The organism is Streptomyces flavusporus (assembly GCF_046267975.1).
In the GTDB taxonomy this organism is placed as follows: Bacteria; Actinomycetota; Actinomycetes; order Streptomycetales; family Streptomycetaceae; genus Streptomyces; species Streptomyces flavusporus.
Genome location: NZ_CP176503.1, coordinates 5,859,413 through 5,878,609 on the forward strand (window position 1 = coordinate 5,859,413; position 19,197 = coordinate 5,878,609).

The window sequence follows — 19,197 nt, forward strand, 5'->3', positions numbered from 1 at the left end:
CTCACCCCCTGCGCCGCACCGCGCCGGCCAGGATCCACCCCTCCACCGCCTCGTACTGCCGGCGCTGCTCGTCCGACTTCTGCCGGCCGGAGGCGAGCGTGCCCAGCCAGCCGAAGGCGAAGCCGAGGGGGACGGAGATCAGGGCGGTCGTGGTGAACGGGAAGTAGTTGAAGTCGGCCTCGGGGAAGGCGGAGACGGGGGACCCGGAGACGAGGTTGGTGCCCGGCATCAGCAGCAGGACGGACAGGGAGCCGCCGATGAGGGTGCTCAGCAGGCCGGTGCGGGTGTAACGGCGCCAGAACAGGCTGTAGACGAGGGCGGGGGCGAGGGCGGAGGCGCCCAGGGAGAAGGACAGCGTCACCAGGGGTTGCAGGCTGCGATGCTGGACCAAAGTCGCCAGCAGGATGGCCGGGACGCCGACGGCCAGGGCGGAGATGCGGGCGAGGGCCATTTCGCGGCGGGCCGACATCTCCTGTACGCGGCCGGCGAAGACGTCGTGGGCCAGGGAGTTGGCGCAGGCGAGGATCATGCCCGCGACCGAGGCGAGCACCGTCAGGAACACCGCCGTCGTGACCGCCGTGAACAGGAACGTCTCGGCCGTGGACACGTCCTGGCCGAACGCGGCCTGTGAGCCCAGCAGATATGCCGAGTTCCCCTGAGGGTCTGCCCGGCGATCGTCTCGCGGCCGATCAGCGCGGTCGCGCCGACCCCGACGACCGTGATGACCAGGACGAAGACGACAACGCTCGACACCGCCCAGGACATGGACCGGCGCACCTGGCGGGCGCTGGACGCCGTGTACATGCGCATCGTGACGTGTGGCAGGCAGGCCGCACCGAGGACGACGGCCAGCTGGGAGCTGATCATGTCGAGGCGGGGGGCCGGGCCGCCCGCGAACTGCAGTCCGGAGCTGAGGAAGCCGGACCCCACGCCGCTCTGCTGTGCCGCCCGGTCGAACAACGCGGCCGGATTCCAGTCGAACTTGTTCAGGACGAGTACGGCCACCACCGCCCCGGACCCGAGCAGCATCACCATCTTCAGTGTCTGGATGAGAGCGGTGCCCTTCATCCCGCCGATCGCCGCGTAACTGATCATCAGGACGCCCAGCCCGATGATGCAGCCCGTCTTCAACTCCTCGCCGGAGAAGCCCAGCAGAAACGCCATCAACTGCCCCGTGCCCGCGAGCTGCACCAGCATCATCGGCAGCAGCGCGGCCAGCGTCACCGCACAGGCGGTCACCCGCACACACCGCCCCGGCATACGGCGCGCGAAGGCATCCCCCATCGTGAAACGCCCCGCGTTCCGCAGAGGTTCCGCCAGCAGGAACATCAGCAGCATCAACGACAGCGCCGTACTCAGCGCGAGGACGATCCCGTCGTAGCCGTACAGCGCGATCACCCCGCCGGTGCCCAGCACGGTCGCGGCGGAGATGTAGTCTCCCGCGATCGCCAGGCCGTTGCGCATGGGGGACAGAGAGCTGTAGCCGGTGTAGAACTCGTCGAGGTCGTCCCGGTCCGGGCCGGTCATCACGCACAGCAGCAGCGTGATCGTGACCACGGCGGAGAAGGCGACGAGGGACATCGTCTCCGCCGACTCGCTGAATCCGGTCATCGTGCCACCCCTCGCTTCGCGTCCAGCCGGGCCTGGTGGCGGATGCGCTCCGCGAGCGGGTCGACGCGGCGCCGCGCGGTGTGCTCGTACAGCGCTATCGCCAGGCAGGTGACCGGCAGTTGGGCCAGCCCGAGCAGCAGCCCGACCGGCAGACCGCCGATCCCCTCGCTCGTCATGAACCCCGGCGCGTACGCCGAAAGGACCAGGAACAGCACGAAGTAGCCGAGCGCGGTGAGCGTCGCCACGCGCCGCTGCCAGCGGTAGGCGCTGCGCAGGATGCGCAGGTCGCTGTGGTGCCCCAGCGGGGCGTGGACCGGCCTTCGCCGGGGCTCGGGTTCGGGTGGGGCGGCGGGTTGCCACGGGTACGTCGGGGACGAGTACCGGGGCGGGTGCGGGCGGTTCGTCGGATACGGGGACTGGGGCAGGTGCGAGGGGTGCGGCGGGTACGACGAGTACGGGTCGGACGACATCCCGTTGCTCCTTGCGTGGCTCGGGTCTGTGGCGGCGGACCGCAGGGAGTGGGGGGTGAGCGGGCCACGCACGCTACTCGGAGGGGCGGGGACGCGCGACGCTTTGGTCAAACTGAGTGGTCGGTATGCGCTTACTTCGATGAACTGCGCGGTCCCCCACGCTGTTACCCGCGTTAACTCCGACTTTTGCCGGCCGGGGCGAGGTTCTGAATGAGCAGGTCCGATGTCTTCAGTGGTCCTTGAGGACCGGGAAGCGGCGCGGCGCCAGCACCAGCAGGACCAGGAAGGCGAGCGCGGCCGCGCACGCCGCGCCCAGGTACACCGCGTGGACCGCGTCCGCGACGGCCCGTCGGGTCGTTTCGGACGCGGCGCCCGTGCCGAGGCCGTGGGCGATGGCGTCGAGGTCGCCGGCGTCGCCGAGGCGGCCGGCGAGGACGCCGTTGGCGACGGCGCCGAAGACGGATGCCCCGAGGGTCTGGCCGGTCTGCCGGCAGAAGAGGATGGACGCGGTGGCCGTGCCGCGTTCGTCCCAGCCGACGGTCGACTGGACGCCGATGATGAGGGGAAGCTGGAAGAGGCCGAGTGCGGCCCCGAGGAGGAGCATCAGGAGGGCCGGCTGCCAGGCCTCGCCGGGGTACGGCAGCAGGGGGAAGGCCAGCAGGATCAGGGTCGCGGCGCCGATGCCGAGCATCGCCGTGTTGCGGAAGCCGATCCTGCGGTACACGTGCTGGCTGAGCGCGGCGGAGACGGGCCAGCTCAACGTCCAGACGGACAGGACGAATCCGGCGGCCACGGGGCCGAGGCCGAGGACGGACTGCGCGTACGTCGGCAGGAACACGGCGGGCGCCACCATGAGCAGGCCCAGCGCTCCGAGGGCGAGATTGACCGCGGCGATCGTACGGCGGCGCCAGACCCAGCCCGGGATGATCGGTTCGGCGGCCCGGCGTTCGACGAAGAAGACGAGTACGACGAGGGCAAGTCCGGTACCGAGCAAGGCGATCGACGGCGGCGACAGCCATGCCCAGGCGACTCCGCCCTGCACCAGCACCGTGAGCAGGACTCCGCCGCACGCGAACACCACAAGAGCGCCCGCCCAGTCGACACGCGCGCGTGCGTCCGTTTTCCGCTGGGGCTCGTGCAGGTGGCGGACGATCAGCCAGAGGGCGAGTCCGCCGATCGGCAGGTTGACGAGGAAGATCCAGCGCCAGTCGGCGTACGCGGCGAGGACACCGCCCACGGCGGGGCCGGCGACCGCGGACACCGCCCACACCGTGGAGAGCTTGGCCTGGATCTTCGGGCGTTCCTTCAGGGGATAGAGGTCGGCGGCGAGTGTCTGGACCGTGCCCTGGAGTGCGCCGCCGCCGAGGCCCTGGACGATACGGAAGGCGATGAGTGCCCACATGTTCCAGGCGAGGGCACACAGGAGGGAGCCGAGCAGGAAGACGCTCGCGCCCACCACGAGGACCGGTTTGCGGCCGAAGGTGTCGGAGAGCTTGCCGTAGACGGGCAGGGTGACGGTGACGGCCAGCAGATAGCCGGAGAAGAGCCAGGAGAAGACGGAGAAGCCGCCGAGGTCGCCGACGATCTGCGGTACGGCCGTGGAGACGACAGTGGAGTCGAGCGCCGCCAGTGCCATCGACAGCATCAGCGCGGCGACGACGGCTCCGCGCTTGTCGGTCCCGGTGTGCTGTGCCGTGCCGCGTATCGCGGGTCTGGTGCTGCCCACGCAGATTCCTTCCCCTTGCAGCTATCTGCCGTCGGACAGCTTCCCACTTGACCTTCACGCAACGGGAGGGTGGAGCCTGAGTGGGCCGATGGGTGGACCCGACCCTGAGAAGGACTCCGCCTGAGGGGGGACTGCCCCTAGGGGTCCCTCCGTACCAGGGCTCGGGGAGGGTTCGTACCGGCGGAGGACGAGACGGTACGGGGGTCGTCCTTAACCTGGCTTTACGCCGCGGGGGCGGTGCACCGCACCTTCAGGGGTGGGGTTTTCCTCAGGGCAAGACGGGGTTGAACACCATCGAACGTCACCCCTGCTTGCCGCGAGACTCATCGGCGTAGCACTTCGCACGACTTCACACGGCACGGCTCAGTACGAGCCGCGTGCCGACCAACTGCTGACCGATATAGGAGACATACCGTGACATCGGCTGTAACCATTCCCAGGCACGGGGGCACTGGAGGGCGTACGGCCGTTGCCGCGCGGGCGCGGCAGGTCGTCAAGGCCTATGGGGCGGGGGAGACCCGCGTCGTCGCCCTCGACCATGTCGACGTGGACATCGCCCGCGGCCAGTTCACCGCCATCATGGGCCCATCGGGGTCCGGCAAGTCCACGCTGATGCACTGCCTGGCCGGGCTCGACACCGTCACCAGCGGGCAGATCCACCTCGACGAGACCGAGATCACCGGTCTGAAGGACAAGAAGCTCACGCAACTGCGCCGGGACCGGATCGGGTTCATCTTCCAGGCGTTCAACCTGCTGCCGACGCTGAACGCGATCGAGAACATCACCCTGCCCATGGACATCGCCGGCCGTAAGCCGGACAAGGCGTGGCTGCAGCGGGTGGTGGAGACCGTGGGGCTCGCCGACCGGCTCAAGCACCGGCCGACGCAGCTGTCCGGCGGACAGCAGCAGCGCGTCGCCGTGGCCCGGGCACTGGCCGCGCGGCCCGAGATCATCTTCGGTGACGAGCCGACCGGAAACCTCGACTCGCGCGCGGGCGCCGAGGTGCTGGGCTTCCTGCGCCGGTCCGTGGACGAGTTGGGGCAGACCATCGTGATGGTCACGCACGACCCGGTGGCCGCCTCGTACGCCGACCGTGTGCTGTATCTCGCCGACGGCCGGATCGTCGACGAGATGTACAACCCGACGGCCGATCAGGTTCTGGACCGCATGAAGGACTTCGACGCCCGGGGGCGCACGTCATGACCGTGCTGAAGACGTCGATGCGCAACTTCTTCGCGCACAAGGGGCGCATGGCCCTGTCGGCCGTCGCCGTGCTGCTGTCGGTGGCGTTCGTGTGCGGCACGCTCGTGTTCACCGACACGATGAACACGACGTTCGACAAGCTGTTCGCGGCCACCGCGTCGGATGTCACGGTGAGCCCCAAGGGCGCCTCGGACACCGGTGAGACCACCGCCGACAACGGCAAGCCGCCGGTCATGCCGGCCTCCGTCGTCGACGAGGTCCGCAGGACGGAGGGCGTGAAATCGGCGCAGGGCACCGTCTTCTCGACGTCGGTGACGGTCGTCGACGCCGACAAGGACAGCCTCTCGCCGTCCGGCGGCGGGCCGACCATCGTCGGCAGCTGGAACTCCAACGAAGCCCGCACGATGAAGATCACCTCGGGTGCCGCGCCCGAGGGTGCCGACCAGGTGATGATCGACGCGGACACCGCCGACAAGCACGGCCTCGGGCTCGGCGACGAGATCGGCGTCATCACCGCCGTCGGCACGCACCGGGCGAAGATCTCCGGCATCGCCGACTTCACCGTCACCAACCCCGGTGCAGCGATCTTCTACCTGGACACGAAGACCGCTCAGCAGACCCTCGTCGGTGAGACCGGCGTCTACACGAACGTCAACGTCACCGCCGAGTCCGGCTTCACCGACGCCCAGGTGAAGAGGAACGTCGCCACCGCGCTCGACGGCGGCTTCAAGGTGCAGACGGCCAAGGAGGTCGCCGACGCGAACGCCGAGGACGTCCAGGAGTTCATGGGCGTCATCAAGTACGCGATGCTCGGCTTCGCCGGGATCGCCTTCCTCGTCGGCGTCTTCCTGATCATCAACACGTTCTCGATGCTGGTCGCCCAGCGGACCCGCGAGATCGGCCTGATGCGGGCCATCGGATCCAGCCGCAAGCAGGTCAACCGGTCCGTGCTGGTCGAGGCACTGATGCTCGGTTTCGTCGGCTCCGTGCTCGGGGTGGGCGCGGGCGTCGGGCTCGCCATCGGGCTGATGAAGCTCATGGGCGCCATGGGCATGAACCTCTCCACGGACGACCTGACGGTCGCCTGGACGACCCCGGTGGTCGGACTGGTCCTCGGCGTCGTCGTCACCGTCCTCGCCGCCTACCTCCCGGCCCGCCGCGCCGGCAAGGTCTCGCCCATGGCCGCCCTGCGCGACGCGGGCGCCCCGGCCGACGCGAAGGCGGGTGTCGTACGGGCCGTGCTGGGCCTGCTGCTGACCGGTGCCGGTGGATTCGGGCTGTATCTGGCGGCCGCCGCCGACAAGGCGAGCGAGGGTGCGCTGTGGCTGGGCGCGGGCGTGGTGCTGTCGCTGATCGGCTTCGTCGTCATCGGTCCGCTGCTCGCGGGCGGAGTCGTCCGCGTGCTCGGCGCGATCGTGCTGCGGATGTTCGGCCCCGTCGGCCGGATGGCCGAGCGCAACGCGCTGCGCAATCCGCGCCGTACCGGCGCCACGGGCGCGGCGCTGATGATCGGGCTGGCCCTGGTGGCCTGTCTGTCGGTGGTCGGCTCGTCGATGGTCGCCTCGGCGACGGAGGAACTCGACAAGAGCGTGGGGACGGACTTCATCATCCAGTCCGACAGCGGGCAGCTGATCACGCCGCAGGCGGTCACGGCCGTGAAGGACGCCGACGGCGTGGACCGCGTCACCGAGTACAAGTGGACCAAGGCCGACTTCACGACCCCCGACGGGAAGACGTCCAAGGACACCGCCCTCACGGCCGCCGACCCCTCGTACGCGCAGGACCTGCGGGTCGAGACCGTCGCCGGCAACCTCGACGACGCCTACCGGCCCGACTCCATGTCCGTCCACGAGGAGTACGCCAAGGACCACGGCATCCGCCTCGGCTCCGAGATCGCCGTCGACTTCAAGGACGGCTCCACCGGCCGGCTGACCGTCCGCGCGATCACCAGCAGCGACGCGGTCATCGACCAGGGCGCGATGTACACGTCGATCGACACGCTGGCCACGTACGTCACCGCCGACAGGATCCCGCTCGACACGGTGCTGTTCGCCTCGGCGAAGGACGGCCAGGAGGCGGCCGCCTACCAGTCGCTGAAGACGGCACTGGACGACTACCCGCAGTACACCGTGCGCGACCAGACCGACTACAAGGAGGCCCTGAAGGACCAGATCGGCCAGCTCCTGAACATGATCTACGGCCTGCTGGCCCTCGCGATCATCGTGGCCGTCCTGGGCGTCGTGAACACCCTGGCCCTGTCGGTGGTGGAGCGGACCCGGGAGATCGGCCTGATGCGGGCGATCGGCCTGTCGCGTCGGCAGCTGCGCCGCATGATCCGCCTGGAGTCGGTCGTGATCGCCCTCTTCGGTGCCCTGCTGGGCCTGGGGCTGGGCATGGGCTGGGGCGCCACGGCGCAGCAGCTGCTCGCCCTGGAGGGGCTGAACGTCCTTGAGATCCCGTGGCCGACCATCGGCGGGGTGTTCATCGGCTCGGCCTTCGTCGGCCTGTTCGCCGCTCTGGTGCCGGCCTTCCGGGCGGGCCGGATGAACGTCCTGAACGCGATCGCGACCGAGTAGCCACCGCATACGGGGGTTGCGGGGGAGGGCCCGGTGCCGGGGAGTCTTGGGGACTCCTCGGTGCCGGGCTCCGCTTCATGCCCGCAGGAGCGGGACGTCGTACTTCTGGATCCAGGTGTCGCGGGTGATGAGGGTCAGGCCTTCCAGTTGGGCCTGGGCGACGAGCATGCGGTCGAAGGGGTCGCGGTGGTGCCAGGGCAGATGGGCGGTGTGTGCCGCGTGCTGCAGGGTGATCGGCAGGTGCCTGAACTGCAGGTCCCGCACACGTTCGGGTAAGCCCGGAGCACCTGGCAGCTTGCCCAGCGAGTGTTTGAGGGCGACCTCCCAGGGCGTGACCGCGCTGACGTAGACCTCGGGCTCGGTGCGCAGCAGTTCTCGCAGGTCGTCGGAGAGCTCGGGCGATGCGCCGAGCCACCAGAGCGCGATGTGGGTGTCGATCAGATACCTCATCGGTTGATCACCGCATCCCGAACGCCTCGGCGATGTCGTCCGGCAACTCGTCGAAGTCGTCGGGGATGTGGATCTGGCCCTCGAGCACCCCGTAGTCAGTGCGGTTGACGAGGGGCCGCAGCGGTACGACCTTGGCGACCGGCTGCCCCGCCCGGCTGATGACGACCTCTTCCCCGGTCTCGACCAGTTGCAGTATCCGGGAGAAGTTGGTCTTGGCCTCGTGGACGTTGTACTGCCGCTGGGCTTCGACTGCATTCATGGCGGCGGCCTCTCTGCATGGGGCGGAAGAGGAACGGACTAGAACTGGGCTAACCAGTGAGTCCACGCTAGCGCGCTCGGACCATCCTGGGCCAGCGTCCTCACTCCCCCGGGTGACAACCGCCCCGGCGACGTACCCTGGAGACCCCCGGCCCGCCCCGCGTGTCGGGTGGTTCGCGTTGCCCACCTCGGTCACTCCCTGTCATCCAGGACGGAAAGCCCCTCCATGAGCCTGCACGGTCTGCTCGACGCCGTCGTCAAGGACGCCGCACTCGCGGAAGCGATCAAGGCGGCCTCGGACGGCAACCGGATGCACGTCGATCTGGTCGGCCCCCAGGCGGCCCGCCCCTTCGCGGTCGCCGCCCTGGCCCGCGAGAGCGGTCGCCCGGTGCTGGCGGTGACGGCAACCGGGCGCGAGGCGGAGGACCTGGCGGCGGCGCTGCGCTCGCTGCTGCCGCCGGAGGGAGTCGTTGAGTACCCGTCCTGGGAGACGCTGCCGCACGAACGGCTGAGCCCGCGCAGCGACACCGTGGGCCGGCGCCTCGCCGTGCTGCGCCGACTCGCCCACCCCAGCACCGACGACCCCGAGACCGGCCCGGTCTCCGTCGTCGTGGCCCCCGTGCGATCCGTGCTCCAGCCACAGGTCAAGGGCCTGGGCGACCTGGAGCCGGTGGCGCTGAGGACCGGGCAGACCGCCGACCTGAACGAGATCGTCGACGCCCTGGCCGCCGCCGCGTACGCGCGCGTGGAGCTGGTCGAGAAGCGGGGCGAGTTCGCCGTACGCGGCGGCATCCTGGACGTCTTCCCGCCCACCGAAGAGCACCCCCTGCGCATCGAGTTCTGGGGTGACGACGTCGAGGAGGTCCGCTACTTCAAGGTCGCCGACCAGCGGTCGCTGGAGGTCGCCGAGCACGGCCTGTGGGCCCCGCCCTGCCGTGAACTTCTGTTGACGGAAGACGTCCGCACGCGCGCGCGTGCCCTCGCCGAGGCGCACCCCGAGCTGGGCGAGCTGCTCGGCAAGATCGCCGAGGGCATCGCCGTGGAGGGCATGGAGTCGCTCGCGCCCGTCCTGGTCGACGACATGGAGCTGCTGCTCGACGTGCTGCCGAAGGGCGCCATGGCCGTCGTGTGCGATCCCGAGCGGGTACGCACGCGTGCCGCGGATCTCGTGGCGACCTCGCAGGAGTTCCTGCAGGCCTCCTGGGCGGCCACCGCGGAATCGTGGCGTGCGGGCGAAGCCCGCTCGGTTGAGGGTGGTGGCGGGCGACGGGCGGGAGGGGAGGCGCCGATCGATGTCGGCGCGGCCTCGCTGTGGTCCATCGCGGACGTCCGCGACCGGGCCCGCGAGCTGGGCATGATGTGGTGGTCGGTGTCACCGTTCGCGGCGGACGAGGAGCTCACGGAGACGTTTGCCGCTGACGCGGTGGGCGACACGCTCAAGCTCGGCATGCACGCCCCGGAGACCTACCGCGGCGACACCGCCAAGGCGCTCGCCGACACCAAGGGCTGGCTCGCCGACGGCTGGCGCACGGTCTTCGTGACCGAGGGGCACGGCCCGGCCGCCCGCACGGTCGAGGTGCTCGGCGGCGAGGGCATCGCGGCCCGCCTGGACGCCGACCTGGGGGAGATCTCCCCCTCCGTGGTGCACGTGGCGTGCGGCTCGATCGACCACGGCTTCGTCGACCCGGCGCTCAGGGTCGCGGTGCTCACCGAGATCGACCTGTCCGGCCAGAAGGCGGCCGGCCGCGACGGCGCCCGCATGCCCGCCCGCCGCCGCAAGACCATCGACCCGCTCACCCTGGAGGCGGGCGACTACATCGTCCACGAGCAGCACGGCGTGGGCCGCTACATCGAGATGGTGCAGCGCACCGTGCAGGGCGCCACGCGCGAGTACCTCGTCGTGGAGTACGCCCCCGCCAAGCGCGGCCAGCCCGGCGACCGGCTCTACATCCCCACCGACCAGCTGGAACAGATCACCAAGTACGTCGGCGGCGAGGCCCCGACGCTGCACCGGCTCGGCGGTGCCGACTGGACCAAGACCAAGGCACGCGCGAAGAAGGCCGTCAAGGAGATCGCGGCGGACCTCATCAAGCTGTACAGCGCGCGCATGGCGGCCCCCGGGCACACGTTCGCACCGGACACTCCGTGGCAGCGTGAGCTCGAGGACGCCTTCCCGTACGCCGAGACGCCCGACCAGCTGACCACCATCGCCGAGGTCAAGGAGGACATGGAGAAGTCGGTCCCGATGGACCGCCTGATCTGCGGCGACGTCGGCTACGGCAAGACGGAGATCGCGGTCCGCGCCGCCTTCAAGGCCGTACAGGACGGCAAGCAGGCCGCGGTCCTCGTACCGACGACGCTGCTGGTGCAGCAGCACTTCGGGACGTTCAGCGAGCGGTACGCGCAGTTCCCGGTGAGCGTGAAGGCGCTGTCGCGGTTCCAGACGGACACCGAGGCGAAGGCGGTCCTGGAGGGCCTGCGGGAGGGCTCGGTGGACGTCGTCATCGGCACACACCGCCTCTTCTCCTCCGAGACCAAGTTCAAGGACCTCGGGCTCGTCATCGTCGACGAGGAGCAGCGGTTCGGCGTCGAGCACAAGGAACAGCTGAAGAAGCTGCGGGCCAACGTCGACGTGCTGACCATGTCGGCCACGCCGATCCCGCGGACCCTCGAGATGGCCGTGACCGGCATCCGTGAGATGTCCACGATCACGACCCCGCCGGAGGAACGGCACCCGGTGCTGACCTTCGTCGGGCCGTACGAGCAGAAGCAGATCGGCGCGGCGATCCGGCGCGAACTGCTGCGCGAGGGCCAGGTCTTCTACATCCACAACCGGGTGGAGTCCATCGACCGCGCGGCGGCCCGGCTCCGCGAGATCGTCCCCGAGGCGCGCATCGCCACCGCGCACGGGCAGATGTCGGAGTCGGCGCTGGAGCAGGTCGTCGTCGACTTCTGGGAGAAGAAGTTCGACGTGCTCGTGTCGACGACGATCGTCGAGTCCGGCATCGACATCTCCAACGCGAACACGCTGATCGTCGAACGAGGGGACACCTTCGGTCTGTCGCAGCTGCACCAGCTGCGCGGGCGCGTGGGGCGTGGGCGTGAGCGCGGGTACGCCTACTTCCTGTACCCGCCCGAGAAGCCGCTGACGGAGACCGCCCACGAGCGGCTCGCCACCATCGCCCAGCACACCGAGATGGGTGCCGGCATGTACGTGGCGATGAAGGACCTGGAGATCCGGGGAGCCGGCAACCTCCTCGGCGGCGAGCAGTCGGGGCACATCGCGGGCGTGGGATTCGATCTGTACGTCCGGATGGTCGGCGAGGCGGTCGCGGACTACCGGCGTCAGCTGGAGACCGGCGAGATCGAGGAGGAGCCGCCGCTCGAGGTCAAGATCGAACTGCCCGTCGACGCCCACGTACCGCACGACTACGCGCCGGGTGAGCGCCTCCGGCTGCAGGCCTACCGCTCCATCGCCTCCGCCAACACGGAGGAGGACATCAAGGCCGTACGGGAGGAACTCGTCGACCGCTACGGCAAGTTGCCGGAACCGGTGGAGAACCTCCTCCTGGTGGCGGGCCTGCGCATGCTCGCACGCGCGTGTGGCGTCGGCGAGATCGTCCTCCAGGGCAACAACATCCGCTTCGCGCCGGTGGAGTTGCGGGAGTCGCAGGAACTGCGGCTCAAGCGGCTGTACCCGGGGACGGTCATCAAGCCGGCGGTCCACCAGGTGCTGGTGCCGCGGCCGAAGACCGCGAAGGTGGGCGGAAAGCCGTTGGTCGGGCGGGAGCTGCTCGGGTGGGTCGGGGAGTTCCTGGCGTCGATTCTGGGGTCTTAGGGGAACGGGGCCTTTCCCCAGGGCGGGGCCTTTCCCCAGGGCGGGGCCTTTCCCCGGGGGTTCAGGCCGAGCGAAACAGGCGATGGGCGCACGAAGCCGCCCGCGGGTGGTGGAGTACCGCGGACGGCCTCTGTTTCCAGGTGGTTCAGCGGGCCGCTGTCAGAGAGTTGTGCCCTGTAGCCGGCCAGGTGTCCTCCGTGGGTCTCCGGCCTACGGCTGCTCGGGCGGCCGGTCGCGGTCCATGCCGAGCTGCCCCTCGATCTTCTGCTGGGCGGTGTCGACTTGGCCCTCGTACTTGTTGCCCGTCTTCTCGTTGGCCTTCTTCTCCGCGGCGTCGGACATTTGCTTGGCCCGGTCCTGGGCCCCCTTGTGATGCCTGAACCTGTCGAAGATGCCCATCCAGAGCTCCTTCCGGAGGTGACTCAGAACCGACGATACGCCCGACTTGCGAGGGATGCAGGGTTTGGGGCACCTGTGGTCTGAACCTCTCGGCCGCTACCGTGGCACCAGGCACAACCCGCCCGCACGGGCGGCCAGGGCAGGCAAGGGGAGGGGCGCACCGTGACACGTCTGAGGGGCGGGGCCGCGGCCGCCGCTGTGGCGCTGTGCGCCGTGGGAGCAGGGAGCGCGCGCTTCTTCCGCGCGGCGGCGGTGTCGGCAGCTGTCGTGCTCCTCGTCTCGGGATGCGAGGGGCTCGGCGAAGACGACTCCTCCGCGGGATCCGGGTCGGCTGCGCCTGCCGGGCAGGCGGTCAGTCCGCTCAAGAATCCGGACGGTACGAAACCAGGGCTCGCGCCCCTGACGACGGACGCGGACAAGGCCGCGGCCCGCAAGCTCATCGAGGAGCTGTCCACGAAGGGGCGGGGGCCGAGGACGGGCTACGACCGTGACGAGTTCGGCTATGCCTGGATGGACACGGCCGAGGGTGTGCCACTGGCGAGGAACGGGTGCGACACGCGTAATGACTTGCTGCAGCGCGATGGTCGGAGCATCCGGTTCCGTGCCGGTTCCGACTGCGTGGTCGTCTCGATGAAGCTGCACGACCCGTACACGGGCAAGGACATCGCCTGGAAGAAGGCGAAGGCCACCGAGGTGCAGATAGACCATGTCGTGCCGCTGTCGTACGCCTGGCAGATGGGTGCGGCTCGCTGGGACAAGGAGAAGAGGCAGCGGGTGGCCAACGACACGCTGAATCTCCTGCCGGTCTCGGGTTCCACGAACTCCGCCAAACGCGACTCGGGACCGGCGTCCTGGCTGCCACCCAGCAAGGCGATCCGCTGCTCGTACTCGGTGCGCTTCGCGCAAGTGGCGCTCAAGTACGAGCTGTCTGTCACGGCGGCGGACAAGGACATGATGCTCCAACAGTGCGGCGCTTGAGCTTCCACCTGTTTCGCGGCCTGCGGGCACCGCTGTCAGAGCGGTGTGGAACGGTGTGTCATGGGCGAACTGGTGGAGCAGGTCGACGATCAGGATCGGGTGCTCAGAGTCGTCGAGCCGGGCGAGGCGGTGCGAAGTGGGTGGCTGCACCGCGTCGCGACGACCGTCTGCCGTCGTCCGGATGGGCGGATCCTGGTGCACCGACGGCCGCACACCGTGTCCCGCTTTCCGGGGCAGTACAACTGGCTGGTGGGCGGAGCCGTGGACGTCGGCGAGTCCTACGGGGATGCGGCAGCACGGGAACTCGTCGAGGAACTGGAAGACGGGCTCGATGCATTGAGGCGGTACCCCCTCGACTTCCCCACCGGCGGCAACACCACGAAGGCGCCGCACCGCTTCCACGCGGACTGAGTGAGGCCGGAGTGCGCGAAAATTCGTTCCCCTGCCGCCGGGCCGCCGCCTAGCGTGGCCGTATGGAGCTGAGGGTATCGAGTCTCGCCGAGCGGCCGGACATGCTCGACCGGGTGGCCGGGATGGCCAACACCTGGCCGAAGTTCGTCATCAACGACCCGGTGGGGGACGCCTACTATCCGCAGATCGCCGCCGAACTGCCGCAGTACGTGCAGTTCGCCGAGGACGAGACCGGCGAGGTCGTCGCGCACGCCCACAGCGTTCCCTTCGCGCTCGCCGCCGAGGGCCGCGGTGAACTGCCCGCCCGTGGCTGGGACGAGGTGCTCCTGTGGGCGTTCGCCGACCTGCGTCACGGTGTCCGCCCCGACACGGTCAGCGCGATCTCGGTCACCGTCGCCCCGCACGCCCAGGGCCTCGGCCTGTCCGGCCGCATGCTCACGGCGATGCGCGACAACGCCCGAGCCCTCGGCTTCAACGAGGTCGTCGCCCCCGTCCGCCCCAGCGCCAAGCACCTCGAACCCCGTACGTCCATGGAGGAGTACGCCCGCCGAGTGCGCCCCGACGGCCTCCCGCACGACCCCTGGCTGCGCGTCCACGCCAGGGCCGGCGCCACCGTCCACTCCGTGGCACCGGCATCGATGGCGGTGGCCGCCTCGCTGCACGACTGGCGCCGCTGGACCGGGCTGCCCTTCGACACCGCAGGCGACATCGAGGTGCCCGGTGCCCTGGTGCCGGTGCGCTGCGAGCCGGAGCACGGGTTCGCGGTGTATGTCGAGCCCAACGTGTGGATGCGGCACCGACTGTGAGCGGCACGGGCCGGCGAGCGGTTCGCGGCGGACCTGTTCGACGGCAGTGAGCAGTGCGACAACGGTTCGGTACAACCCGGGACCGCTTGTCGGTGTCGACCTATACGCTCGAAGCGACAATCGCACGACTGGCGTTGCCCGACGCCGGTCGGCCTCGTACGCCCACCTCAGGCACCAGGAGCAGCCATGCATGGCCACGGCTACACGCAGCTGGTGAAGCAGCCGCCCCCGACGGCGTGGCTGGTCCTCCTGCGTGTGCTGTTCGTGGCGATCTCCGTCCTCAGCCTCGGGTTCCTGACCTGGACGATGCTGCTGCGCCTGGCGATCGTCACCCGCAGGTCGCTGGACTGGGGCCTCTTCGTGGCGGTGCTGGCCATCGACATCCTGGCCGTGGTGCTGCTCGGGAGCGAACCCGGCGAAGAGATCCACACCGCGGGCGGCTGGACCGGCCTCGCACTGCTGCTGGGCACGCTCGTAGCGGTGATCGCCTACTACCTCGCCGCGGACGTACGCCACTTCCACCAGCTCCGCTACGGCGGCGGCTACGCCCCGCAGCCCACCGCGGCGTACGGCTACCCGCAGCCGTCGGCCCAGGCTTCGTACAACACGGCCACGACCGTCCCGCAGCCCCCGCTCACCCGAAGCGCGCACACCCCGCCCCCGATATCCCAGGCCGCCACGCCCGCCACCCCCGGCCCGCCGCCCCAGCGCCCCGCGCCGGCCCGGATCGACCAGGTGCGTGCCGAACTCGACGAGCTCAGCGACTACCTGCGCAAGCAGGGCGGTCAGCGCGAGGGCCGGCCCGACGGCGACCACGAGGGCGGACGGTGACCGTGACGACAGCGCGCGTCGTCGCCGGCCGCTACGAACTGGCCACGCTCATCGGACAGGGCGGTATGGGCCAGGTCTGGACGGCCTACGACCAGCGGCTCGACCGGCGCGTGGCGGTGAAGCTGCTGCGCCCCGACAAGGTGGCCGGGCAGGAGGCCGACGAGTTGCGCCGCCGTTTCGTGCGCGAGTGCCGGGTGACCGCGCAGGTCGACCACCCCGGGCTCGTCACCGTGCACGACGCGGGCAGTGCGGGCGAGGAGCTGTTCCTCGTCATGCAGTACGTCGACGGCGCCGACCTCTCCGACCATCTCGCCGAGCACACCCCGTACCCGTGGCAGTGGGCGGTCGCGGTCGCCGCGCAACTGTGCGCCGTGCTGAGCGCCGTGCACGCGGTGCCGATCGTGCACCGCGACCTGAAGCCGCGCAACGTGATGGTGAAGCAGGACGGCACGGTCACCGTCCTCGACCTGGGCGTCGCCTCCGTCATGGACACCGACACCACGCGCCTGACGCACACCGGTTCGCCCATCGGTTCGCCCGCCTACATGGCGCCCGAGCAGGCGATGGGCGGCGCGGTCGGCCCGTACACGGACCTGTACGCACTCGGTGTACTCCTGCACGAACTCCTCAGCGGCGACGTCCCGTTCGCGGGTTCCACGGCGCTCGGTGTGCTGCACCGGCACCTGTACGAGCCGCCGCTGCCCGTGCGCCGGATCCGGCCCGAGGTTCCCGAGGCGCTCGAAGCCCTCGTCCTGCGCCTGCTCGCCAAGGACCCGCAGCACCGGCCCGCCTCCGCGCAGGAGGTGTACGAGGACTTGGCGCTGCTCCTGCCCGCGCGCGGCACGCCTACCGGGGCGCCCCTCGACCCCACGCGCCCCTTCCTGCGCCCTCACGCCCCGTGGCCGGACCGCGCGCGCACGCCCGCTCCCCAGCCCGCCCCCGTCACGCCGGTCGCCGAGCAGCCGGACGTCGCGAGCGCCGTCGACGAGGTCAAGCGTCTCCTGGGCGAGGGACGCATCACCCAGGCCGTGGACATCCTCGGAGCGATCCTGCCCGCCGCCGCGCAGCAGCACGGCGAGCACTCACCGGTCGTCCGCACCCTGCGCAAGCAGTACGCGGCCACGCTCATGGACGACGGCCAGTACCGGCGCGCGCTCCCCGAACTGCGCCGCCTCGCCGACGAACGTGCCGCCGAGGCCGGCCAGGCCGACCCGCAGTCCCTGCGGTTCCGCTACGAGGCCGCCCAGTGCCTCGAACAGCTCGGCGAACCGGCGGCGGCGCTGGCCGCGTACCGGGCACTGCTGCCGTACTACGAGAACCAGTACGTCTCCGGCGACCCCGAGCTCTCCCACGACGTCCGCCGCCGCATCGGCCACCTCCTCCTCGCCGTCGGCGACCGGGCCGCCGCGCACGACACGCTGGTGCGGCTCCTGCACGACGTGGAACGGCTGAACGGTCCCGGGCACCCGCTGGCGGTGGAGGTACGCCGGACCTTGCAGTGGCTGGGCCAGGTGCGGGGCTAGTGCCGCGGCAGGCAACGTTCGCCCCGTCGCGACGCCCGGCACGCCCTCTCGCCGCACCGGCCGAAAGCCCAAGTACGTCCAGTACGAGGACTTCCGGCCGGCACGCCGAGAGCACGCACCGGACGCCGCTCCTTGACGGGCAAACGTTGCCTGCCGCGGCACTAGCAACTGGCCCTGTCCCAGGCTCCGGCTCGTGCGTGCGGGCGCGGCGGTGCCCGAAGTCCTGGTGAATCGTTGGTCGAATGGGTTGGCCAGAGCCTGCCCACTGCCTACCATCGATCATCGCAAGACTTTGTGCACCGTCGCACAATCTCCTCGGGAGGTTTCCTTGCACCGCCGTCGTCGCACCGCGCTCCTCCTGTCCGCCGCGATCGCCGCGGCCCCCCTCCTCACCGCCTGCGGAAACGATGCGCACCCCGGTGCGGCGGCCGTCGTCGGTGGTCAGCGGATCACCGTGTCCCAGCTCGAGAGCAGGGTGAACGAGGTACGCGCGGCGCAGCGGGCGGCGGTGAACGACGAGGCGCAGTACGCGCAGGCCATCGCCGACACCGGCACCCTGTCCCGCGACACCCTGCACAACATGGTCCTGGACCGGGTGCTGCACCGTGCAGCCCAGGACGCCGGCGTCACCGTCAGCCGCAAGGAGGTCCAGGAGATGCGGGCCGGCCTGGAGGAGCAGGTCGGTGGTCCCAAGGCGCTTCGGACGGCCTGGCTGCAGCAGTACAGCATTGCGCCGGAGCGGCTGGACGAGAACCTCCGCCTCCAGCTCGAGGCCCAGAAGCTCGCCGCGAAGCTCGGCACCGACACCAGCCAGCCGGCCTTCTGGAACGCCCTGTCCAAGGCTTCCGAGAAGCTGAACGTCGACCTCAACCCGCGCTACGGCACCTGGGACGTCGAGCGGAGCAGCCGCGTCGACCAGCAGGCGCCGTGGGTACGGGACGTCACGACGGCGCAGGCGCAGCAGCCGGCGTGACGGTACGGCGGCCTCCCTGTGGACAACTCGGGGACTTGTCGGCGGCGTGGGTTACGTTCGGATCGTGAACGCAACCAGCTTCGAAGGCGCCCCGGACACGAGCCCCGACCTCACCCCCGGCCGGATCGTCCTGCTCACCACCAGTCACCGTGTCGCGCCCGGCCTGCTCTCCTGGCCCGCGTGGCAGGCGCTGCGCACCGCCGACCGGGTGCTCTGCGCGGACGCGGCACACCCCCAGCTGCCGTATCTGCGCGAGGCGGGGATACCCGTGGCCGAGGAGTCCCCGACCGCCGAGGAACTGGTCGACGTGTGCGCCGACGGGCACACCGTGGTGGTCGTCGCCACGGGCGAGGGCGAGCCCGCGCTGACCGACGGCCTGGCCCGCCTCGCCGGCACCGGACGCGTCCGGATGCCGGAGCTGGAGCTGCTCCCCGCCTCCTACGACCTGCCGGGCGCCCGCCTCCTCGACCTCGTGCAGGTCATGGACCGCATCCGTGCCGAATGCCCGTGGTCGTCCCGGCAGACCCACCAGGGCCTGGCGAAGTACGGCATCGAGGAGGCGTACGAACTCGTCGAGGCGATCGAGGACGGCGACCGCGACGAGCTGCGCGAGGAACTCGGTGACGTCCTCCTCCAGGTCGTCTTCCACGCCCGGATAGCCGAGGAGAACCCGGACGCGCCCTTCTCGATCGACGACGTGGCGGCCGGCATCGTCGCCAAGCTCATCCACCGCCATCCGCATGTCTTCGGGGACGAGACGGCCTCGACGCCCGAGGAGGTCAAGGAGCACTGGCTGCGCACGAAGGCGCAGGAGAAGCGGCGTACGTCGGTGACGGAGGGCATCCCCCTGCACCAGCCGGGCCTGGCCCTCGCGGCGAAGCTGGCGTCCCGGGTGCGTACGGCGGGTCTGGAGGTGCCGCTGCCGAAGACCGAGGGCGTCGGGTACGAGCTGCTGGCGCTGGCGATACGGGCCGAGGCGGAGGGCGTCGACCCGGAAGCGGCGCTACGGGCGGCGGCGCGGGCCTACCGGGATGCGATCAGGGAGACCGAGAGCCGGGGACAGCGGACGGATTCCGACACAGCCGGGACCGGCGACCGACGTCACCCACCGACCGGCGACTGACGTCACTCGCCGACCGATGTC

General features: G+C 70.4%; 14 protein-coding genes and 2 pseudogenes. 10 read left to right on the plus strand and 6 right to left on the minus strand.

Going from position 1 to position 19,197, the window contains the following annotated elements:
- Nucleotide 1: 1 nt before the first annotated feature.
- The 3 genes and pseudogenes from ACKTSN_RS27795 to ACKTSN_RS27805 all read right to left on the minus strand — a co-directional run bounded on the left by ACKTSN_RS27795 (nt 2) and on the right by ACKTSN_RS27805 (nt 3,807).
- A pseudogene (locus tag ACKTSN_RS27795) lies at nt 2–1,611 on the minus strand (cation acetate symporter).
- Entirely contained in the window at nt 1,608–2,081 is a 474-nt protein-coding gene (locus ACKTSN_RS27800) for a DUF485 domain-containing protein (protein ID WP_409471606.1), read from the minus strand. Before ACKTSN_RS27800 ends, ACKTSN_RS27795 begins: the two are co-directional and overlap by 4 nt.
- A 229-nt stretch (nt 2,082–2,310) precedes the next feature.
- On the minus strand, nt 2,311–3,807 hold the full coding sequence (locus tag ACKTSN_RS27805; protein ID WP_409471607.1) for an MFS transporter: 1,497 nt from the start codon (nt 3,805–3,807) through the stop codon (nt 2,311–2,313).
- Nucleotides 3,808–4,221: 414 nt separating this feature from the next.
- Between ACKTSN_RS27805 and ACKTSN_RS27810 the strand changes: the two genes are divergently transcribed.
- Nucleotides 4,222–5,010 carry an ABC transporter ATP-binding protein gene (locus ACKTSN_RS27810; RefSeq protein WP_385513616.1) on the plus strand — a complete coding sequence of 263 codons (789 nt, stop codon included), beginning with the start codon at nt 4,222–4,224 and terminating at the stop codon, nt 5,008–5,010.
- A complete protein-coding gene (locus ACKTSN_RS27815) occupies nt 5,007–7,586 on the plus strand; it encodes an ABC transporter permease (RefSeq protein ID WP_409471608.1) in 2,580 nt (859 codons plus the stop codon). The genes ACKTSN_RS27810 and ACKTSN_RS27815 overlap by 4 nt, the downstream gene beginning before the upstream one ends.
- 75 nt (nt 7,587–7,661) lie before the next feature.
- On the opposite strand, the gene ACKTSN_RS27820 is transcribed toward ACKTSN_RS27815, so the two are convergent.
- Nucleotides 7,662–8,036 (minus strand): type II toxin-antitoxin system VapC family toxin, encoded by a 375-nt coding sequence (locus tag ACKTSN_RS27820; RefSeq protein WP_409471609.1) that lies wholly within the window; start codon nt 8,034–8,036, stop codon nt 7,662–7,664.
- 7 nt (nt 8,037–8,043) lie between these two features.
- The gene (locus ACKTSN_RS27825; RefSeq protein ID WP_409471610.1) at nt 8,044–8,295 is read right to left on the minus strand and encodes a type II toxin-antitoxin system Phd/YefM family antitoxin; all 252 of its coding nucleotides are present in this window, start codon (nt 8,293–8,295) and stop codon (nt 8,044–8,046) included.
- Between the two features lie 225 nt (nt 8,296–8,520).
- On the opposite strand from ACKTSN_RS27825, the gene mfd reads away from it, so the two are divergent.
- Nucleotides 8,521–12,132 carry a transcription-repair coupling factor gene (mfd, locus tag ACKTSN_RS27830; RefSeq protein ID WP_409471611.1) on the plus strand — a complete coding sequence of 1,204 codons (3,612 nt, stop codon included), beginning with the start codon at nt 8,521–8,523 and terminating at the stop codon, nt 12,130–12,132.
- Nucleotides 12,133–12,342: 210 nt separating this feature from the next.
- Here the strand turns inward: mfd and ACKTSN_RS27835 are convergent, their stop codons facing one another.
- Entirely contained in the window at nt 12,343–12,531 is a 189-nt protein-coding gene (locus tag ACKTSN_RS27835; RefSeq protein WP_409471612.1) for an antitoxin, read from the minus strand.
- Between the two features lie 213 nt (nt 12,532–12,744).
- Here ACKTSN_RS27835 and ACKTSN_RS27840 point away from each other — a divergent pair, with 213 nt between their 5' ends.
- From ACKTSN_RS27840 to ACKTSN_RS27870, 7 genes and pseudogenes are all read left to right on the plus strand, one after another.
- The gene (locus tag ACKTSN_RS27840) at nt 12,745–13,509 is read left to right on the plus strand and encodes an HNH endonuclease family protein (RefSeq protein WP_409474934.1); all 765 of its coding nucleotides are present in this window, start codon (nt 12,745–12,747) and stop codon (nt 13,507–13,509) included.
- 60 nt (nt 13,510–13,569) lie between these two features.
- Nucleotides 13,570–13,842, plus strand: a pseudogene (locus ACKTSN_RS27845) (NUDIX domain-containing protein); the annotation flags it as partial.
- Between the two features lie 140 nt (nt 13,843–13,982).
- Nucleotides 13,983–14,726, plus strand: coding sequence for an N-acetyltransferase (locus ACKTSN_RS27850; protein ID WP_409471613.1), 744 nt, complete (start codon nt 13,983–13,985; stop codon nt 14,724–14,726).
- A 186-nt stretch (nt 14,727–14,912) separates the two neighbouring features.
- Nucleotides 14,913–15,557, plus strand: coding sequence for a hypothetical protein (locus ACKTSN_RS27855; protein ID WP_409471614.1), 645 nt, complete (start codon nt 14,913–14,915; stop codon nt 15,555–15,557).
- A 38-nt stretch (nt 15,558–15,595) separates the two neighbouring features.
- Nucleotides 15,596–17,080, plus strand: a complete 1,485-nt coding sequence (locus tag ACKTSN_RS27860; protein ID WP_409474935.1) for a serine/threonine-protein kinase — start codon at nt 15,596–15,598, stop codon at nt 17,078–17,080.
- A gap of 328 nt (nt 17,081–17,408) precedes the next feature.
- A complete protein-coding gene (locus tag ACKTSN_RS27865; protein ID WP_409471615.1) occupies nt 17,409–18,053 on the plus strand; it encodes a SurA N-terminal domain-containing protein in 645 nt (214 codons plus the stop codon).
- A 64-nt stretch (nt 18,054–18,117) separates the two neighbouring features.
- Nucleotides 18,118–19,176, plus strand: a complete 1,059-nt coding sequence (locus tag ACKTSN_RS27870) for a nucleoside triphosphate pyrophosphohydrolase (RefSeq protein WP_409471616.1) — start codon at nt 18,118–18,120, stop codon at nt 19,174–19,176.
- The last annotated feature ends 21 nt before the right edge of the window (nt 19,177–19,197 follow it).